Raw genomic sequence first — 17,257 nt, forward strand, 5'->3', positions numbered from 1 at the left:
TAACCCCCGTCGGTCCGCGGACGCACCTCGGCCCGGCGCCACGAGATCAGTTCTGTGGACGCCGGGCCGAGGGGGTGGTGCTGGTGGTGGGTGGAGCGCTGATCAGCTACGCGTCAGTTGCGCACGCGCAGCGACGTACGGGCCTCGTCGTCCGAGGTCTTCACGAGCGCGACCCTCCGCTGGTTGCCGGCAGGCAGCTGCAGCTTGCGCACGATCTTGTCGCCCGACTTCTTGCCCTTCACCCGGACGAAGTCGCCCTTGACCTGCAGGCAGGCGCTCTCGCTGGGCGCCAGGCCGTACACGCGGAACTGCACGCTGTCCCCCGCACGCGCCTCACGTCGCGCCGACACGATCCGCAGCTCGTCCTTGCTGGCCGGGGCGAACTGCAGGCCGAGGATCGCCTGGGCGGTGGCGCGGCGCCACTCGTCACGACCGTCGGCGGGGATGCCGGTGGTCTTGGCCTCGGTGGCCTTCTCCTTGCGGTAGGCCACCGCTCCGGTGTCCTTCGTCAGCGCCGTGCGGCACTTGTACTTGTCGACCGGCTGGTTCTTGCGCACCCACAGGGCGGCCTTGAGGGCTGCGCCGCGGTTCTTGAGCAGCCCCATGGCGTAGCCGCCGAGGGCGGTGGAGTTGGTGTTGATCTGCGCCGTCCCGGTGCCACCGCGGATCGCACCGCTGCCACGTTGGCGCGCGGCCAGCCAGCCACCCGCCTTGGCGAGGGCCTCCTTGACCGCCGGGCTGTTGTCGCGCGACTCGACCAGGTTGATCACCGCGAGCGACGTGGCGTCGGGGTCGGCCTCGCTCCCGGCCACACCCTCGGCGCACGACTGGCTCGGGGTCGCCGGCTTGTCGAAGTCCAGCCGGAAGTAGCCCGAGGCGCACTGCTGCTTGAGCAGGAAGTCGCGCGCGGCGCCCGCCTCCTGCGAGTTGGCCAGCGACAGCGCGCGCACGGCGTAGGACTGGCCGATCACGTTGGCGAAGTCGCCGAACTCGGACTTGTCCGAGATGCGACCCGCGAGCGGGTTGGGCGTCGTGTTCGGCGCCGTGCCGGTGGTGGCGTCCGCGGTGCGGGCCTCCAGCTCCGCGATCAGGTTGCGCCCGCCGTAGCTGGTGGGGTTCTTCTTCGCCGTACGCGCGAACGCGGCGGCCTTGGCGGTCGCGCCGGCGTACGACTCCTTGGTGCCGTCACCGACGTACTCGGCGATGCGCGGCTCGAGGGCGTTGTTGATCGCCGTGACCGTGCCGCCCTGGCCGGCGACGGTCGCGAGGGCCATCCCGGTGTCGATGGTGAGTCCGAAGTCGGGTCCGAGCTTGCCGACGACCAGCCCGTTGGTGAGCTCGCCTGCGATCCACTCCGCGGCGATCGTGGAGGGCGTGCTGTCAGTGGCAGGGGCGGCAGCCCTGGCCGCGCGCAGGGCGGGCGTCGGCTCCGCTGAGGCAGGCGGAGCGGCGAGGACCCCGGCCGTGAGGGCCGCGGTCGACAGGGCGACGGCAGCGCTCCGGATGGGCTTGAGGGAATGGTGCATGACTTCCTTCCCGCTCGCGGGAACCCCACGACGGCACGCAGCCGTCAGTCCCCGTGGTGCGAGCGTTGGTTGGTGATGTGACCAATGTGACTCGCGAGGACCCTAACAAGTTGTCTAGACAGCAGGGAAAGTGCGGGGGCTCCCCAGATCGGGTCAGGAGAGCTTCTCCAGGATCAGCTCGCGGACCCGGCCGGCGTCGGCCTGACCGCGCATCTCCTTCATCACCGCGCCGATGAGGGCCCCCGCGGCGGCGACCTTGCCGTCGCGGATCTTGTCCGCCACGTCGGGGTTGGCGGCGATCGCGTTGTCCACCGCGGCACCGAGCGCGCCGTCGTCGGACACCACGGCCAGGCCGCGCTTCTCCACGACCTCGTCCGGGGTCCCCTCGCCCGCGAGCACGCCCTCGAAGACCTGACGGGCGAGCTTGTCGTTGACGACCTTCTCGTCCACCAGCGCCTGGATGCGGGCCACGTCGGCCGGGGTGATCGGCAGGTCGACGATGTCGACGCCGTCCTCGTTGCTGCGGCGGGCGAGCTCGCCGAGCCACCACTTGCGGGCGGCCTGCGGGGCCGCCCCCTCCGCGATGGTCTCCTCGACCAGCCCGAGCGCGCCGGCACCGACGGTGTCGCGCATCTCGAGGTCGCTGAAGCCCCACTCGGCCTGCAGCCGTGCGCGACGCACGGTCGGGTTCTCCGGCAGCGTCCCGCGCAGCTCGTCGACCCACTCGCGGCTCGGGGCCACGGGTACGAGGTCGGGCTCGGGGAAGTAGCGGTAGTCCTCGGCGTCGGACTTCTCCCGGCCGCTCGTGGTGATGCCGGTGTCCTCGTGCCAGTGGCGGGTCTCCTGCAGGATCGAGCCGCCGCCGCTGAGGATCGCCCCGTGGCGCTGCATCTCGTAGCGCACGGCGCGCTCGACCGACCGGAACGAGTTGACGTTCTTCGTCTCGGTCCGGGTGCCGAGGGTGCCGCTGCCCTTCGGGGAGAGCGAGAGGTTGACGTCGGCGCGCAGGTTGCCCTGGTCCATCCGGGCCTGGGAGACGCCGAGCGCCACGATCAGCTCGCGCAGCTGCGCGACGTACGCCTTGGCGACCTCGGGTGCCTTCTCCCCCGCGCCCAGGATCGGGCGGGTGACGATCTCGATGAGGGGGATGCCGGCGCGGTTGTAGTCGACCAGTGAGTAGTCGGCGCCGTGGATGCGGCCGGTGGAGCCGCCGACGTGCAGCGACTTGCCGGTGTCCTCCTCCATGTGGGCGCGCTCGATCTCGACGCGGTACGTCTCGGTCTCTCCGGCGTCGTTCTGGATGTCGACGTCCATGAAGCCGTCGAAGCAGATCGGCTCGTCGTACTGGGACGTCTGGAAGTTCTTCGGCATGTCCGGATAGAAGTAGTTCTTCCGGGCGAACCGGCACCACTCGGCGATGTCGCAGTTGAGCGCGAGGCCGATGCGGATGGCCGACTCCACCGCCTTGCCGTTGACGACCGGCATGGCACCGGGCAGTCCCAGGCAGGTCGGGCAGGTGCCCGCGTTGGGCTCGCCACCGAAGACGGCGGGGCACCCGCAGAACATCTTCGATGCGGTGTTGAGCTCGACGTGGACCTCGAGGCCGAGGGCGGGGTCGTAGGCCGCGAGGACGTCGTCGAAGGGCATCAGGGTCTCGGTCACGTCAGTTCACCTCGGCGGTCGCGGCGCCGGCCAGGGCGGGTGCCTTGTCGAGCAGGGGGCCGCCCCACTGGTCGGCGTACATGGCCTCGAGCGCCGCGCCGACGCGGTAGACGCGGTCGTCGGCCAGGGCGGGGGCGAGCACCTGGAACCCGCTGGGCAGGCCGTCCTCCTCGGCGAGGCCGTTGGGGACCGAGATCCCCGGGACCCCGGCGAGGTTGGCGGGGATGGTGGCGAGGTCGTTGAGGTACATCGCCATCGGGTCGTCGAGCTTCTCCCCCAGCCTGAACGCCGTGGTGGGGGCGGTCGGCGACACGAGCACGTCGACGTCGGCGAACGCGGCGTCGAAGTCGCGGCTGATGAGGGTGCGGATCTTCTGGGCCTGGCCGTAGTAGGCGTCGTAGTAGCCGCTGGACAGCGCGTACGTGCCGAGGATGATGCGGCGCTTGACCTCGTCGCCGAAGCCGGCGTCACGGGTCGCGCGCATCACCTCCTCGGCGCTCGGGTTACCCTCGGGGGTCACCCGCAGGCCATAGCGCATCGCGTCGAACTTCGCGAGGTTGCTGGACGCCTCGGCGGGGAGGATCAGGTAGTACGTGGCGAGGGCGTGCACGAACGACGGGCACGACACCTCGACGACCTCGGCGCCGGCCTCGACCAGCAGGTCGACCGACTCCTGGAAGCGCGCCATGACACCGGCCTGCCAGCCCTCGCCGGCCAGCTCGGTGATGACGCCGACCTTCACACCGCTCATGTCGCCGGCCGAGCCGGCCCTCGCCGCCTCGGTGAAGGAGGGCCACTCCTGCCGGATCGACGTGGAGTCGCGCGGGTCGTGGCCGCCGATCACGTCGTGGAGCATCGCCGCGTCGAGCACGGTGCGGGTGACCGGACCGGCCTGGTCGAGGCTGTTGGCCAGGGCCACGAGGCCGTAGCGGGAGACGCCGCCGTAGGTCGGCTTCACGCCGACGGTGCCGGTGACGGCGCCGGGCTGGCGGATGGAGCCGCCGGTGTCGGTGCCGATGGCGAGCGGCGCCTCGAAGGCGGCGACGGCGGCCGCGGAGCCGCCGCCGGAGCCGCCCGGGATGCGGTCGAGGTCCCACGGGTTGCGGGTGGGGCCGTAGGCGGAGTGCTCGGTCGAGGAGCCCATCGCGAACTCGTCCATGTTGGTCTTGCCCAGGATCGGCAGGCCGGCGTCGCGCAGCCGCGAGACGACGGTGGCGTCGTAGGGCGGGACCCATCCCTCGAGGATCCTCGAGCCGCAGGTGGTCGGCAGACCGCGGGTGGCGAGGACGTCCTTCACCGCGACCGGTACGCCGTCGAGCGGACCGCGTGCCTCGCCGCGGGCCCGGCGGGCGTCGGAGTCGGCGGCATCTGCGAGGGCGCCGTCACGGTCGACGTGCAGGAAGGCGTGGACGGATCCGTCCACGGCGTCGATCCGGTCGAGGTGGGCCTCGGTGAGCTCGACGGAGGTCACCTCGCCTGCGGCGAGGCCGTCGGCGAGCGCGGCAGCCGTGCTGCGGGTCAGGTCGCTCATCACGCCTCCTCGCCGAGGATCCGCGGGACGGAGAACCGCTGGTCCTCGACGGCCGGGGCGCCGGACAGCGCCTCCTCGGCCGTCAGGCCCGGGACCACGACGTCCTCGCGGAACACGTTGGTCAGCGGGAGGGCGTGCGAGGTGGGCGGCACGTCGTCACCCGCGACCCCGTTGATCGAGGCCACCGACTCGAGGATGACGCTCAGCTGGGGCGCCAGGTGGTCGAGCTCGGCGTCGGAGAGGTCGATGCGGGCGAGCATGGCCAGGTGGGCCACCTCGTCCCGGGAGATCTCAGGCATGGGGTTGATCCTAGGTCCCCGCCCCCTGGCTCCGGCGCCCGGTCGGGACCGCGGTCCTGATCGTCCCGACCTCCCGGGATCGCCGCCCCATGTGCCGGGAGGTGCCTCCGGACGAACGTCGTCCTCACGGCGACGGGACCCTCCGACGCCACGGCCGAGGAGATGGCGATGCGGACACGGTGGGCGACGGTCGTGGTGGCGGTCCTGGTGCTGGGGACCGGGTGCGCCTCGGCCGAGCGAGCGGGCAGGGACGTGGGCAGTGACGCGGGCAGTGACGCCGGCGGGGACGGCGGCGGGGACGGAGGGGCGGCGATCGGCCTCCCGCGGGCGCAGGCGGACACCGAGGCGACCGAGCAGGCGGAGCCGGAGCCCGCCCCCGAGCCGCGCGGCTCGGAGGACTGGCGGGTGAGCCGGACCTCCTTCCACGGCGAGCTCGCGGCCTACACCACGCGCGCCAGCGGCGTCCCGGGCACGCGGGTGGGCCTGAAGTTGTCCACCACCGAGGGTGGCTGGGAGGCGGCGGCGTTCCGGATCGGGTCCTACGAGGGCGGCACCGGTCTGTTCGTGTGGGAGTCCGGCTTCCGGCGGGGCCGGCAGCAGTCGGCGCCGCGCTACTCGTCGTACGAGCGGCGGACGGTGGTCGCGCCCTGGGACCGCGACCTCACCGTCGACACCTCGACGTGGACGCCCGGCTTCTACGTCTTCCGGCTGCGCACCGACACCGGGTGGGAGACCCAGGTGCCGTACGTGGTGACCTCCGAGTCGGCGAAGGGCACCGTCGCGCTGGTCGCGCCCGTCACCACGTGGCAGGCCTACAACGAGTGGGGCGGCTACAGCCTGTACGCCGGCGCCAACGGCGACGCCCCGAGCCACGCGGTGAGCTTCGACCGGCCCTACAACGGCGCGACCGGTGCCAACGACTACCGCACGGCCGCCATCCCGGTCGTCGTGCGGGCGGAGAGCACCGGGGTGCCCCTGTCCTACTTCACGAACGTCGACCTGCACACGACGCCGACGGCACTCGAGGGCGCCCGCGGCTACGTCTCGATGGGGCACGACGAGTACTGGACCAACACCATGCGCGACGTCGTCCTCGGGGCCCGCGACGCCGGGACCAACCTGGCCTTCCTGGGCGCCAACACGATGTACTGGCGGATCCGCCTCGAGCCCGGCACGGAGGGTCCGGCCCGGGTGGTCGTCGGCTACCGGCACTCCGCGCACCTCGACCCGCTCTACGCGCAGGGGTCCGTCGAGGCGACGGCGATGTTCCGTGAGCCGCCCGTGCCGCGCCCCGAGCACGACCTGCTGGGGATGCAGTACGAGTGCTACCCCGTCGACACCGACTACGTCGTCGCCAGCCCGGGCTGGTGGGGGTTCCGCGGCACGGGCGTCCGCCGGGGCGACCACGTGCACGGCCTGGTCGGGCCCGAGGCCGACCGGGTCTACCCGGACGGCCGGCTGCCGCGGCCGCTGCAGGTCCTCAGCCACTCGCCGTACTCCTGCCGGGGCGTCACCACCACGACCCAGTCGGTCTACTACACGGCCGGCTCGGGGGCCGGGGTGTTCAACGCCGGCACGCTCCGCTGGGGCTGCGCGATGGTCGACCGGTGCGAGCGCCCGCTCGGCGCCGCCACGCAGGAGTTCACCCGGACGGTGACCGGCACCCTGGTCACGGAGTTCGCCCGCGGCCCCGTCGGCTCCCGGCACCCGGCCCGGGACAACGTGGAGGAGTTCGACCTTTCCACGGTCAACACGGTCCCGGCGAGCTGAGACAGGTCAGGCTGCGTCGGTCATGATGATCGCCATGGGCTCCCCTCGACGCCGCGCCGGCTGGATCGTCCGCGCCGGCGTCGCGGTCCTCGCGGCGCTCGCCGCGGGCTGCTCGACGGGCAGCCCGCCCGACGACGAGCCGAGCCCGACGGCCGAGTCCGCGGCGCTGCGCGTGCAGACGGTCACCGGTGCCGAGCGCCTCGACGAGCAGACCCGCACCGAGGTCGAGGGGGCCGTCGGTGACGTCCTCTCCGACTACGTGGTGGCCGCCTTCCTCGGCGAGTTCCCCCGTCAGGAGTTCGTCCAGGCCTTCGAGCCCTTCACCAGCGTGGCCGCGCGCAAGGCGACCCGCGACATCGACAAGCTCACCGCGGCCACGGCGCGCGACGCGACCGCCGTGCGCGCCACCGACCTCGACGCCCGGCTCTCGTTCCTGACCCAGGCGGGCGACGTGCTCGGCGGGACGGCCGAGGTGCACTTCGCCTTCGACGCGACGATGGAGGACGGCACGACGCGACCTCTGGTGCTCGACGGGCGCTTCATGCTCGTGGCCGACGACGACTCCTGGTCCATCTTCGGCTACGACGTCAGGTTCGACGACGGCGGCGAGACACCCGCCGAGGCGGAGTCGGGAGGCGGGGCATGAGAGGGAGCGCGAGGTGGTTGCGACGCGTCACCACGCTGGTGGCTGTCCTCACCGGTGCCGCGCTCGTCGTGCCGGCCGCCTCGGTGCACCCGACGAGCATCAGCCTGACGACCATCGGCACCGCCAAGGCCGTCGACGCGGGCGACGGCATCGTCTGGGTCCTGGCCCTCGGCTCCGAGGCAGCCGCCGGCGACGACGTGATGACCGGCCTGACGGACGCGATCCAGCTCATCGGCGTGCACCTCGACACGGGCCGGGCCGTCGCCATCGGCCTCCCCCGTGACCTCTACGTCGAGATGAGCGACGGCCGTGCCCGCCTCAACACCGCGCTGCGCGACGAGGGGCCGGAGGGGGTCGCGCGCGAGGTGGACGACCTGCTCGGGATCGAGCCGGACGTCGTCGTGGTGACCGGCTTCGAGGGCTTCCTGTCGATGATGGGCGCCGTGGGCGACGTCCGGGTGGACTCGCCGCTGGCCTTCACCACCGAGGAGGGCGACGTGCAGGTGCGTCGTGGCCCCAACACCTTCGACCCCGACGAAGCGCTCTACTACGCCCGGACCCGCGAGACGCTCCCCGACGGCAGCGACTTCGAGCGTGCGGCCAACCACCAGCGCCTGCTCCTCGGTGTGCTCGAGCGGCTGCGCGACGCTGAGGACGAGGCCGGCTTCATGGAGGCGGTCACGCTGTCCGCCCTGGGCGGGCTGCAGACCGACATGTCGCCCGCGCAGGTCTATCGGCTCGTGCAGGCGTTGACGACGGTCGACCCGGGTCGCACGGACGCCTGCATCATCGTCGGCACGTTCGGGGTGGAGAACGGCGCCTCGGTGGTCTACCCCGACACCGACCAGGCGCGGGCGGTCGGGCAGGACGCCCAGGACGACGCGCGGCTCCAGGGCGGCTGCCGCGACGGGGCCGGCTGACCCGGCGCGTCCGGGCGGCGCTCAGCCCAGGCCAGCCTCGCGTGCCTTGACGATCGCCTGCGCACGGTGCGCCACCTGCAGCTTGGCGAAGATGTTGCTGGCGTGGTTGCGGACCGTCTTGACCGACAGCCCGAGCTGTCGCGCGATCTCGCCGTTCTCCTTGCCCTCCGCGATCAGGCCGAGCACGACGCGCTCGCGCTCGGTCAGGTCGGGGAAGGCGTCGGCGACCGGCCGGTTGCGCACGCCCAGGAAGTAGTCCATCACCCGGTCGGCGACACCGGGGGCGAAGATCACCTCCCCGGCACCCACGGCCTGCACGGCACGCAGGATCTCGCCCCGGCGCGCGCCCTTGAGGAGGTATCCCCGGGCGCCGGCCCTCATCGCGGCGAAGACCGATTCCTCGTCCTCCATCATCGTCAGCACGAGCACCCCGATGTGGGGTGAGGAGGCGACGATCTGCGCGGTCGCGTCGATGCCGTTGACCCGCGGCATGTGCAGGTCCATCAGCACCACGTCGGGCTGGAGGTCGAGGGCCAGCGCGATCGCCATCGCGCCGTCCGAGGCGGTGCCCACCACCTCCACGTCAGGCGTCGCGGCCAGCAGGGCCTCCAGGCCGCGTCGGAACTCGTCGTGGTCGTCGGCGATCAACACCCGGTGGCCGTCCATCGGCTCCTCCTTGCTCTGCTCACGCTTGCTCTGCTCACGCTTGCTCTGCTCACGCTGGTGGTCCCTGGTCGAGCGGCAGCCGCACCTGGACCACGGTGCCGCCGCCGGGGCGGTCACCCGCCTCGAAGGATCCGCCGAGCTCCTCGGCGCGCTCCCGCATCGAGGACAGGCCTACACCCGGGCGGCGGTCGGGAGCCAGCCCCGATCCCGTGTCGAAGACGTCGATGTGCAGGTCGCCGTCCTCGCGCGCCAGGCGTACGACGCACCGGTCGGCGCCGCTGTGACGCTGCACGTTGGTCACCGCCTCGACGACGATGCGGTAGGCGGCGACCTCGACCGCGGCGGGAAGCGGCTCGATGTCGTCGGCGGCCTCCACGGTCCAAGGCACCCCGGCCCCGGCGGAGCCGTGCTCGGCGGCCCGGTGGCGCAGCGCCGAGACCAGCCCGAGCTGGTCCAGCGCCGGTGGTCGCAGTCCCTCCACGAGCCGTCGTACCTCCCCGATGCCCTCGCGGGCCTGGTCGGAGAGTCGTGACACCAGGTTCGACGCCTGCTCGGGGTCGTCGTCGATGAGATCGGAGGCCGCCTCCAGGCGCATCGCGAGCGAGGCGAGCGAGGGGCCGAGGCCGTCGTGCAGGTCGCGCCGCAGCCGCCGCCGCTCCTCCTCCCGCGCCGCGACCAGCCGTTGCCGCGAGACCTGGAGCTCACGGTTGGCGGTGACCGCCTGCACGAGGGCGCCGACCTGGGTCCCCACGTCCTCCAACAGCCGCCGGTCCCCCGGTCCGAACGGGTCGTGGCCGGCGTCGACCTCGACCCGGAGGTGTCCCACCGTGGTCCCACCGACCGAGAGGTCGACGGTCGCGGGCGTGCCCGTCGGGGTGCCGACCGCGGCGGCGATCGGTCCGGAGGTCGGCGTGGCCAGCACGTCGACGGCCGCGTAGGACAGGTGGAGGCGACGGGCGAGGAGCTCGAGGGCCTCCCCCAGCGCGTCCTCGGGAGCGGTCAGCGCGTCGAGCCGGCGCAGCTCCGACACCACCCGGTCCGGGAACTCCCGGTCGCCGTAGACCACCCTCCGCACGGTCCGCTGGACCGCGACGCCCGCGGGCAGGAGCAGCAGCGCCAGCAGCCCACCGGCCAGCATCGAGCCGGCGGAGATGTCCGCCGCGGCGTCCACCGCCCGCACCGCGCCGGCGAACGCGGCTCCCACGACGACCAGCACCAGCGCCTGGACGAGCCCGCGGCGGACCCGCGGCTCGATCTCGCCGAGGTGGTAGCGCCCCGCGGCCACCGCGACACAGGCGACGGCGAGCCCGCCACCGAACAGGACGAGAACGTCCTCGCTCAGCAACGGCGCGCCGCTGAGGGCGTCGGGGACGGGGCCGAGCACCAGCCCCGCGCCGACACCCGCGCCGACACCGAGGAGGGCGAGCCTGGTGGCCAGCACGTCGGACCGCCCGCGGGCCCGCAGGTGGGCGAGCGTCGCGATCACGAGCAGCGCCGGGACCGCCGCCCACAGCGCCGGCGCCCAGACGGTCGCCAGCACCCACTGCCGCTCCAGCGCCGAATCGGCCCCGTCGGAGAGCGCGGCCACCCAGACGGCGTACCCCACGGCGGGCGCGGCGAGCAGCGCTGCCGTCACCCACCGGCCGCGGCCTTCCGGCCGGGTCAGGAGCGCGACAGCGAGCATCAGCGCCACGAGGCCGAGGGTGGCCATCGCCTCGCCGACGACCGCTGGCCAGGTGCCACGGGCACCAGCGAGATCGACGACGCCGAGGCCCAGCGGAGTGGACGTCAGGGTCGCGGGCAGCAGTGCGGCAGCGACGAGGAACGCCCACGCAGGCGCTGCCGACGGCCTCGACCAGAAGACGAGCGAGCCGAGCACGAGCAGCAGGACCGGCAGGAGCACGACCTGGGGTGCGGCCCGCACCGCCGCGGCGAACGGGTAGCGGTGCAGCGTCACGTCGACCTGCTGGATCAGGTCGAGTCCCGCCCCGGGACGGCGGACCTCGTAGCGGACGACGTCGCCCACCTCGCGTCGTACGCCGGCGAGGTCGCCGGTGTCGTCCGCCCAGTCGTCCAGCGCGCGGCCGTCGACGGCCTGGACCTCGTCCCCCGGTCGCAGCGCTGTCTCGCCGTAGGTGGCCCGCACGCGGACCGTGTCGTCCCAGCGCGCGCCCGCCGTCGGGAGCAGCTTCGAGGAGAGGCTGGTGCCGTCGGACGGCCCAGCCAGCAGCGCGAGGACGGTCCAGCAGACCGGCACCGCCCAGGCCACTGCGAGCACGAGCAGCCTGCTGGTGCGCGCCATGGAGGCATCGTGCCCCCGCGTACGCCCGCGGGGAAGCGGACGCGCTGGTCGGGCGTCAGCGGCGCCTCAGCAGCTTGAGCGCTTCTCGGCCGCCTTGCAGGTGTCGTTGCCTCCGCGTCCCCGCGCGATGTCGAAGCCCCTGCCACCGTCGAGGCGGTCGGGCTCGTCGGAGCCGGTGAGCACGTCGGCGCCGCCGCGGCCGTAGAGCTTGACGCGGTAGTCGGGGTTGGCGGTGACGATCTCGGAGTCGTTGCTGCCCTTGAAGATCGACAACGCCCGGGCCGGCAGGACCACGTCGCTGAAGCCGGTGACCTTGCCCTCGAGCGTGAAGGGCTGCACGCCGCGGATGGTCGTCCTCCTCAGCTGGTCGATGCGCAGGGTCGGCTTGAGGGCGGGGTTGGAGCCGGCGACGACGCGCAGCTTGTCCTGCCCGCCGTAGCCCTTGGCGACGAACCCGGACTCGGCCGGGATCGGGAACGTCATCGTGTCGCTGCCGCTGCCGCCCCGCCAGACCTGGTGGCTCTCCGACGTCGTCGACAGCCCGTCGCCGCCGCTGCCCCCCACGAAGGTGTCGACGCCCACGGTCCCCACGAGCTGGTCGTCGCCGGCGTCGCCGTAGAGCCGGTCGTTGCCGAGGGTGCCCGAGGCGTCGGCGAGGATCGTGTCGTCGCCGCCCCGACCGAAGATCGTGTCGTCACCGCCGCGCGCGGCGATCACGTCGGCGGAGTTGGTGCCCTTGACGGTGTCACCGAACGGCGACGCCACGAGCCGGATGCCGCCGTCGAACCCGGTGACGGTGTCGTTGCCGTCGGCGGCGATCGGGACGGTGCGGGCGGCGCGGAGGTCGACCACCACCGGCGCCGGCGCATTGACGTAGGTCACCCCGTCGAGCACGACGGTGGTGCCCTCGCCGGCGGGGCGCGGGTCGTAGCCGAGGTCGATCGTGTCGTCGCCGGTGCCTCCGGAGACGGTGTCGCCCTTCTTGACCACCCGGCCGAACTGGTCGAGGCGCACCAGGTCGGTCTCGCCGTGGAGCCGGTCGTCACCCTCGCCGCCGAGGATCGTGTCGGCGCCGTCACCCCCGCAGATCACGTCGTTGCCGGCGAGGCCGCGGATCGTGTCGTTCCCACCCCGGGCGACCACCACATCCCGCCGGGGCGTGCCGGTGATCGCGTTGGCCCTGTCGTTGCCCACGATCGTCGCCTTGAGGCCGGCGCAGCCCGGAGCGGCGCTCGCGGTCGGCGTGACCGCGAGCGGTGCAGCGAGGACGGCCGCCGTGAGGACGGCAGGGACGAGCTGACGGACAAGGCGCATGCTGACTCCCGGGACGTGGTTCGTTGCAGGGTTGATGACCCCGGACGCCGGACCTCAAACCTCCCGGGCGCCGCGGACGCTCAGGCCAGGGCGTCAGGCCCCTTCTCCAGCAGCAGCGTGAACTGGTCCTCGTCGAGCACCGGGACGCCGAGCTGCTCGGCCTTGTCGGCCTTGGAACCGGCGTTGTCCCCGACGACGACGTAGTCGGTCTTCTTCGACACCGACCCCGCTGCCTTGCCGCCGCGGCTGATGATCGCCTCCTTCACCGAGTCGCGGGTGTAGTGCTCCAGCGAGCCGGTCGCCACGATCGTGAGGCCCTCGAGCGTGCGGGCGATCGACGCGTCTCGCTCGTCGGCCATCGACACGCCGTCGGCTTCCCAGGCGTCGACGATCGCGCGGTGCCAGTCGACCTCGAACCAGGCGATCACGGCCTCGGCGATCGTCGGGCCCACCCCCTCGGCGGCCGCGAGCTCCTCCTCTGTGGCGGCGCGGATGGCGGCCATCGACGCGAACTCCTGGGCCAGCGCCCGGGCCGCGGTGGGGCCGACGTGGCGGATCGACAGCGCGACCAGAACCCGCCACAGCGGCACCTGCCTGGCCTTGTCGAGGTTGGCGGCCAGTCGCTCGCCGTTGGCGGAGAGCTGTGGGCCGTCCTCGCCCTTCCTGGGCGCCCTGGTGAACAGCGGCGTCCGGACCAGCTGGTCGCGGGTCAGGGAGAACAGGTCGCCCTCGTCGGTGATCACCCCGGCGTCGATGAGGGCCGAGGCCGCCTCGTAGCCCAGGCCCTCGATGTCGAAGGCTCCACGGCCGGCCACGTGGAAGACCCGCTCGCGGACCTGCGCCGGGCAGTGCTGGTGGTTGGGGCAGCGGAGGTCCTTGTCGCCCTCCTTCTGCTCGGCCAGGCGCGTGCCGCAGGACGGGCAGTCCTCCGGCATCACCCACTTCTCGAGCCCCTCGGGCCGCAGCCCCAGCACCGGCCCGACGATCTCGGGGATCACGTCACCCGCCTTGCGCAGCACCACGGTGTCGCCAGGACGGACGTCCTTGCGCTCGACCTCGTGGCGGTTGTGGAGGGTGGCGTTCTCGACGGTGGACCCGGCCACCTTCGTCGGCTCCATGACGCCGTAGGGGGTGACCCGCCCGGTGCGACCGACGTTGACCCGGATGTCGAGCAGCCTGGCGTTGACCTCCTCGGGCGGGTACTTGAAGGCGATGGCCCAGCGCGGGGCACGCGAGGTGGAGCCCATGCGCCGCTGCAGGGAGACGTCGTCCACCTTCACCACGACGCCGTCGATCTCGTAGGGGACGATCGAGTGGCGCCGCTCCCCGGCGTGCTCGATGTAGGCCTCGACATCGGCCAGCGACGGCACCACCCGCACCTGGTCGGAGGTGGGCAGGCCCCACGCGGCGAGCGCCTCGTAGGCGTGGGACTGCGCCTTCGGCTCGAAGCCGCGACGCTCGCCGATGCCGTGGCAGACCATCCCGAGCGCGCGGCTGGCCGTGACCCGCGGGTCCTTCTGCCGCAGCGACCCGGCCGCCGCGTTGCGCGGGTTGGCGAAGGCGGGACGGCCCGCCTCCGTCATCGACACGTTGAGCCGCTCGAACGCCTCGACGGGCAGGAACACCTCGCCGCGCACCTCGAGCAGCCCGGGCACCGGGAACCCGTCCGCGGCCGTCAGTCGGTGGGGCACGGAGTCGATCGTCTTGACGTTGGGCGTGACGTCCTCGCCGGTGCGGCCGTCACCGCGGGTGAGGGCGCGCACCAGCCGGCCGTCCTCGTAGAGGAGGTTGATCGCGAGGCCGTCGACCTTGAGCTCGCACAGCAGCTCAGGCGCGTCGAGGCCCTCGCGCTGCAGGCGGGCGTACCACCCCTCGAGCTCGTCGTAGGTGAACGCGTTGTCGAGGCTCTCCATCCGCTGGAGGTGGTCGACCGCGGTGAACTCGGTGGACACCGCTCCACCGACCTTCTGCGTCGGCGAGTCGGGGGTGCGGAGCTCGGGGAACCGGTCCTCCAACGCCTCGAGCTCGCGCAGCCGCACGTCGAACTCGGCGTCGGAGAGCGTCGGGTCGTCGAGCACGTAGTAGCGCCAGCGGGCGTCGTCGACCTGCTCGCTGATCTCCCGGTGACGCTCGCGCGCCTCGGGCGGGGCGGACTCCACCGTGGCGTTGGTGGCCTCGAGGTCGGGCTGCTCGGACGTGCTCATGGGGACAGTCTGCCGGTCGGCGCCGACACCCGCCGCCGGCCTGTGGTCTGGACCGGATGAAACAACGTTGTTCCATCGGAATGGATCTGCCTACCCTGACGTTGTGGAACGAAACCGTTCCGTTTCATCATCTGCACTGTGAACTGAGGAGCAACATTGACCCCCGCCGAGACCGGCACCCGCCCGCGTGTCGAGGGCGAGCGCGAGCAGGAGATCCTGGCGGCGACCCTCGAGGTGCTCGCCGAGGTCGGCTACGACCTGCTCACGATGGACGCCGTCGCCACCCGCGCGAAGGCGTCGAAGGCCACGCTCTACCGGCGGTGGCGGGGCAAGCCCGAGCTCGTCGTCGCCGCGGTGATGTGCCACCACAGCGCCACCGCGACCGTGCCTGACACCGGCACCCTCCGCGGCGACCTGCTCGCCGCCTACTGCGGCCACGGCGGCATCTCCGACCCGCAGGCCCAGTCGGTGCTCTCCGCCGTCGTCACCGCGATGGGGCGCGACCCGGAGTTCGCCGAGGTCTACCGGCGCGACTTCATCGGTCCCAAGGTCGAGGCCTCGCGCTGCATCTACGAACGCGCCCGCGAGCGTGGCGAGGTCCACCCCGACGTCGACCTGGCCATCGTCGCCCCGGCGCTGGCCGGGATCGTCCTGCACCGCGCCTTCCTCCTGGGCGAGGCGGTCACTCCCGAGCTCGTCGGTCGTGTGCTCGACGAGGTCATCCTGCCGGCCGCGCTCCACGGGCCGGTCCCGCCAGCCAGCTCCTGACCCACTGTCAGACCCACCTGCTCCACTCGACCCTGAACCCTGCCGAAGGAACCCCATGACCGACACCACCAGCACCACCCCGCCGCCCGGGGCGGTGACACCGCCCCAGCGTGAGCTCAACCTGACGTGGGCCCTCGTCCTGATCTCGATCGCGCAGCTGATGGTCGTGCTCGACGCGAGCATCGCCAACATCGCGCTTCCCTACATCCAGACCGACCTCGGCATCAGCAACGCCAACCTGCCCTGGATCGTCACCGGCTACGCCCTGGCCTTCGGCAGCCTCCTGCTGCTCGGCGGACGCCTGGCCGACCTCTACGGGCGCCGACGCATCTTCATCATCGGCCTCGTCGTCTTCGCCGTGGCCTCGCTCCTCGGCGGTCTCGCCACCAACGAGCCGCTGCTGCTCGCAGCGCGTGGCCTCCAGGGTCTCGGTGCGGCGCTCGCCTCGCCCGCCGCCCTGGCGCTCATCACCACGACCTTCCCCGCCGGCCCGGCGCGCAACCGCGCGTTCGCCGTCTACGCCGCCATGTCGGGAGCCGGCGCCGCCGTCGGCCTGATCCTCGGTGGCTGGCTCACCGGCACGTCGCCGGAGATCTTCGGCATCGTCGTCGACGGCTGGCGCCTCACCTTCCTCATCAACGTGCCCATCGGCATCGTGGCGGCCCTGCTGGCGCCCCGGTTCCTCAACGAGTCCGAGTCCCACCCCGGCCAGCTCGACCTCCCCGGTGCCGTGACCGGCACCCTCGGCCTCCTCGGCGTGGTCTACGGCCTCTCGCGGGCCGGCACGGAGGGCTGGTCCGACACCTACACCATCGCCAGCCTGGCGGTCGGCGCGGTGCTGCTGGTCGTCTTCGGCTTCGTCGAGAGCCGCGTCGCCCACCCGCTGCTGCCGTTCCGCATCTTCACCAGCCGCACGCGTGCCTCGAGCTTCGTGGCGATGTTCCTCGCACCGGCCGCGATGTTCGCGATGTTCTACTTCCTCAGCCAGTACATCCAGAACGTCATGGGCTACAGCCCGCTCAAGGCCGGCGTGGCGTTCCTGCCCTTCACGGTCGGCATCGTCGTCGGCGCGGGGATGGCGTCCAACCTGGTCAACCGGATCAACCCGCGCTACATCGCCGGCGTGGGCACCCTGATCGCCGCGGGCGCGCTCTACGGCTTCTCGACCCTGCCCTACGACACGTCCTTCCCGCCCAGCGACCTCGTCGGCACCTACGTCGCCGACATCCTGCCGTTCGTCGTCATGATGGCCTTCGGCATGGGTCTGACGTTCGTGCCCGTGACGCTGACGGCCGTCCACCACCTCCGGCCGGAGGAGTCCGGCATCGGGTCCGGCGTGCTCAACACCGCCCAGCAGGTCGGTGGAGCGCTGGGGCTCGCCGTCCTCGCAACGGTCGCGACGCAGACCTTCACCGACCGGGCCAAGGAGTTCGCCGCGGCGGCCGCGGGTGGCCCGCAGCCGTCGCCCGAGCAGGCGAAGGTGTTCGCCGAGATCGCGCAGCAGCAGATCTTCACCGAGGGATCGACCAACGCGTTCCTGGTCGGCTCGATCCTGATGCTGGCCGCGTCGGCAGTGATCTGGATCTTCCTCGACGTCAAGCACGAGGAGCTGGCGACCGACGGCCCGGAAGGCGTCGTCGCCCACTGAT

The 17,257-nt window shown here is 72.5% G+C and carries 13 protein-coding genes; 5 read left to right on the top strand and 8 right to left on the bottom strand.

Features of this window, described 5'->3' with window-relative positions:
* Positions 1–113 precede the first annotated feature (113 nt).
* The 4 genes from ACFQW6_RS00225 to gatC all read right to left on the bottom strand — a co-directional run bounded on the left by ACFQW6_RS00225 (position 114) and on the right by gatC (position 5,018).
* Complete coding sequence (locus ACFQW6_RS00225; protein ID WP_378540181.1) at positions 114–1,526, bottom strand: prenyltransferase/squalene oxidase repeat-containing protein; 1,413 nt, start codon at positions 1,524–1,526, stop codon at positions 114–116.
* 153 nt (positions 1,527–1,679) lie between these two features.
* Complete coding sequence (gene gatB / locus ACFQW6_RS00230) at positions 1,680–3,188, bottom strand: Asp-tRNA(Asn)/Glu-tRNA(Gln) amidotransferase subunit GatB (RefSeq protein ID WP_378540182.1); 1,509 nt, start codon at positions 3,186–3,188, stop codon at positions 1,680–1,682.
* A 1-nt stretch (position 3,189) separates the two neighbouring features.
* On the bottom strand, positions 3,190–4,719 hold the full coding sequence (gene gatA / locus ACFQW6_RS00235; RefSeq protein WP_378540183.1) for an Asp-tRNA(Asn)/Glu-tRNA(Gln) amidotransferase subunit GatA: 1,530 nt from the start codon (positions 4,717–4,719) through the stop codon (positions 3,190–3,192).
* Positions 4,719–5,018, bottom strand: coding sequence for an Asp-tRNA(Asn)/Glu-tRNA(Gln) amidotransferase subunit GatC (gatC, locus tag ACFQW6_RS00240; RefSeq protein ID WP_268112728.1), 300 nt, complete (start codon positions 5,016–5,018; stop codon positions 4,719–4,721). The genes gatA and gatC overlap by 1 nt, the downstream gene beginning before the upstream one ends.
* Positions 5,019–5,186: 168 nt before the next feature.
* On the opposite strand from gatC, the gene ACFQW6_RS00245 reads away from it, so the two are divergent.
* The 3 genes from ACFQW6_RS00245 to ACFQW6_RS00255 are packed head-to-tail and all read left to right on the top strand — an operon-like array spanning position 5,187 to position 8,354.
* A complete protein-coding gene (locus ACFQW6_RS00245) occupies positions 5,187–6,788 on the top strand; it encodes a N,N-dimethylformamidase beta subunit family domain-containing protein (RefSeq protein WP_378540184.1) in 1,602 nt (533 codons plus the stop codon).
* Positions 6,789–6,810: 22 nt separating this feature from the next.
* On the top strand, positions 6,811–7,434 hold the full coding sequence (locus ACFQW6_RS00250) for a hypothetical protein (protein ID WP_378540185.1): 624 nt from the start codon (positions 6,811–6,813) through the stop codon (positions 7,432–7,434).
* Positions 7,431–8,354 (top strand): LCP family protein, encoded by a 924-nt coding sequence (locus tag ACFQW6_RS00255; RefSeq protein WP_378540186.1) that lies wholly within the window; start codon positions 7,431–7,433, stop codon positions 8,352–8,354. Before ACFQW6_RS00250 ends, ACFQW6_RS00255 begins: the two co-directional genes overlap by 4 nt.
* Before the next feature lie 21 nt (positions 8,355–8,375).
* Here the strand turns inward: ACFQW6_RS00255 and ACFQW6_RS00260 are convergent, their stop codons facing one another.
* From ACFQW6_RS00260 to ligA, 4 genes are all read right to left on the bottom strand, one after another.
* Positions 8,376–9,020 carry a response regulator gene (locus ACFQW6_RS00260; protein WP_378540187.1) on the bottom strand — a complete coding sequence of 215 codons (645 nt, stop codon included), beginning with the start codon at positions 9,018–9,020 and terminating at the stop codon, positions 8,376–8,378.
* A gap of 49 nt (positions 9,021–9,069) precedes the next feature.
* On the bottom strand, positions 9,070–11,322 hold the full coding sequence (locus tag ACFQW6_RS00265) for a histidine kinase (RefSeq protein ID WP_378540188.1): 2,253 nt from the start codon (positions 11,320–11,322) through the stop codon (positions 9,070–9,072).
* A gap of 66 nt (positions 11,323–11,388) precedes the next feature.
* Positions 11,389–12,636: a hypothetical protein gene (locus ACFQW6_RS00270; RefSeq protein ID WP_378540189.1), complete on the bottom strand. Its 1,248-nt coding sequence runs from the start codon at positions 12,634–12,636 to the stop codon at positions 11,389–11,391.
* Positions 12,637–12,716: 80 nt separating this feature from the next.
* Positions 12,717–14,840: an NAD-dependent DNA ligase LigA gene (ligA, locus tag ACFQW6_RS00275; protein WP_378540190.1), complete on the bottom strand. Its 2,124-nt coding sequence runs from the start codon at positions 14,838–14,840 to the stop codon at positions 12,717–12,719.
* Between the two features lie 156 nt (positions 14,841–14,996).
* Between ligA and ACFQW6_RS00280 the strand changes: the two genes are divergently transcribed.
* Together ACFQW6_RS00280 and ACFQW6_RS00285 are read left to right on the top strand one after the other, a co-directional pair.
* The gene (locus tag ACFQW6_RS00280) at positions 14,997–15,608 is read left to right on the top strand and encodes a TetR/AcrR family transcriptional regulator (protein WP_378540191.1); all 612 of its coding nucleotides are present in this window, start codon (positions 14,997–14,999) and stop codon (positions 15,606–15,608) included.
* A 55-nt stretch (positions 15,609–15,663) separates the two neighbouring features.
* Entirely contained in the window at positions 15,664–17,256 is a 1,593-nt protein-coding gene (locus tag ACFQW6_RS00285) for an MFS transporter (protein ID WP_378540192.1), read from the top strand.
* Position 17,257 lies beyond the last annotated feature (1 nt).

This window comes from Nocardioides sp. GCM10028917, assembly GCF_042666175.1.
Classification (GTDB): Bacteria; Actinomycetota; Actinomycetes; order Propionibacteriales; family Nocardioidaceae; genus Nocardioides.

Excerpts from the sequence above, each read along its gene's own strand:
- ACFQW6_RS00285 (WP_378540192.1), top strand. The coding sequence starts at position 15,664 with ATGACCGACACCACCAGCACCACCCCGCCGCCCGGGGCGGTGACACCG.
- ligA (WP_378540190.1), bottom strand. The coding sequence starts at position 14,840 with ATGAGCACGTCCGAGCAGCCCGACCTCGAGGCCACCAACGCCACGGTG.
- ACFQW6_RS00260 (WP_378540187.1), bottom strand. The coding sequence starts at position 9,020 with ATGGACGGCCACCGGGTGTTGATCGCCGACGACCACGACGAGTTCCGA.
- ACFQW6_RS00250 (WP_378540185.1), top strand. The coding sequence starts at position 6,811 with ATGATGATCGCCATGGGCTCCCCTCGACGCCGCGCCGGCTGGATCGTC.
- ACFQW6_RS00270 (WP_378540189.1), bottom strand. The coding sequence starts at position 12,636 with ATGCGCCTTGTCCGTCAGCTCGTCCCTGCCGTCCTCACGGCGGCCGTC.
- gatC (WP_268112728.1), bottom strand. The coding sequence starts at position 5,018 with ATGCCTGAGATCTCCCGGGACGAGGTGGCCCACCTGGCCATGCTCGCC.
- ACFQW6_RS00245 (WP_378540184.1), top strand. The coding sequence starts at position 5,187 with ATGCGGACACGGTGGGCGACGGTCGTGGTGGCGGTCCTGGTGCTGGGG.
- ACFQW6_RS00225 (WP_378540181.1), bottom strand. The coding sequence starts at position 1,526 with ATGCACCATTCCCTCAAGCCCATCCGGAGCGCTGCCGTCGCCCTGTCG.
- gatA (WP_378540183.1), bottom strand. The coding sequence starts at position 4,719 with ATGAGCGACCTGACCCGCAGCACGGCTGCCGCGCTCGCCGACGGCCTC.
- ACFQW6_RS00265 (WP_378540188.1), bottom strand. The coding sequence starts at position 11,322 with ATGGCGCGCACCAGCAGGCTGCTCGTGCTCGCAGTGGCCTGGGCGGTG.
- ACFQW6_RS00255 (WP_378540186.1), top strand. The coding sequence starts at position 7,431 with ATGAGAGGGAGCGCGAGGTGGTTGCGACGCGTCACCACGCTGGTGGCT.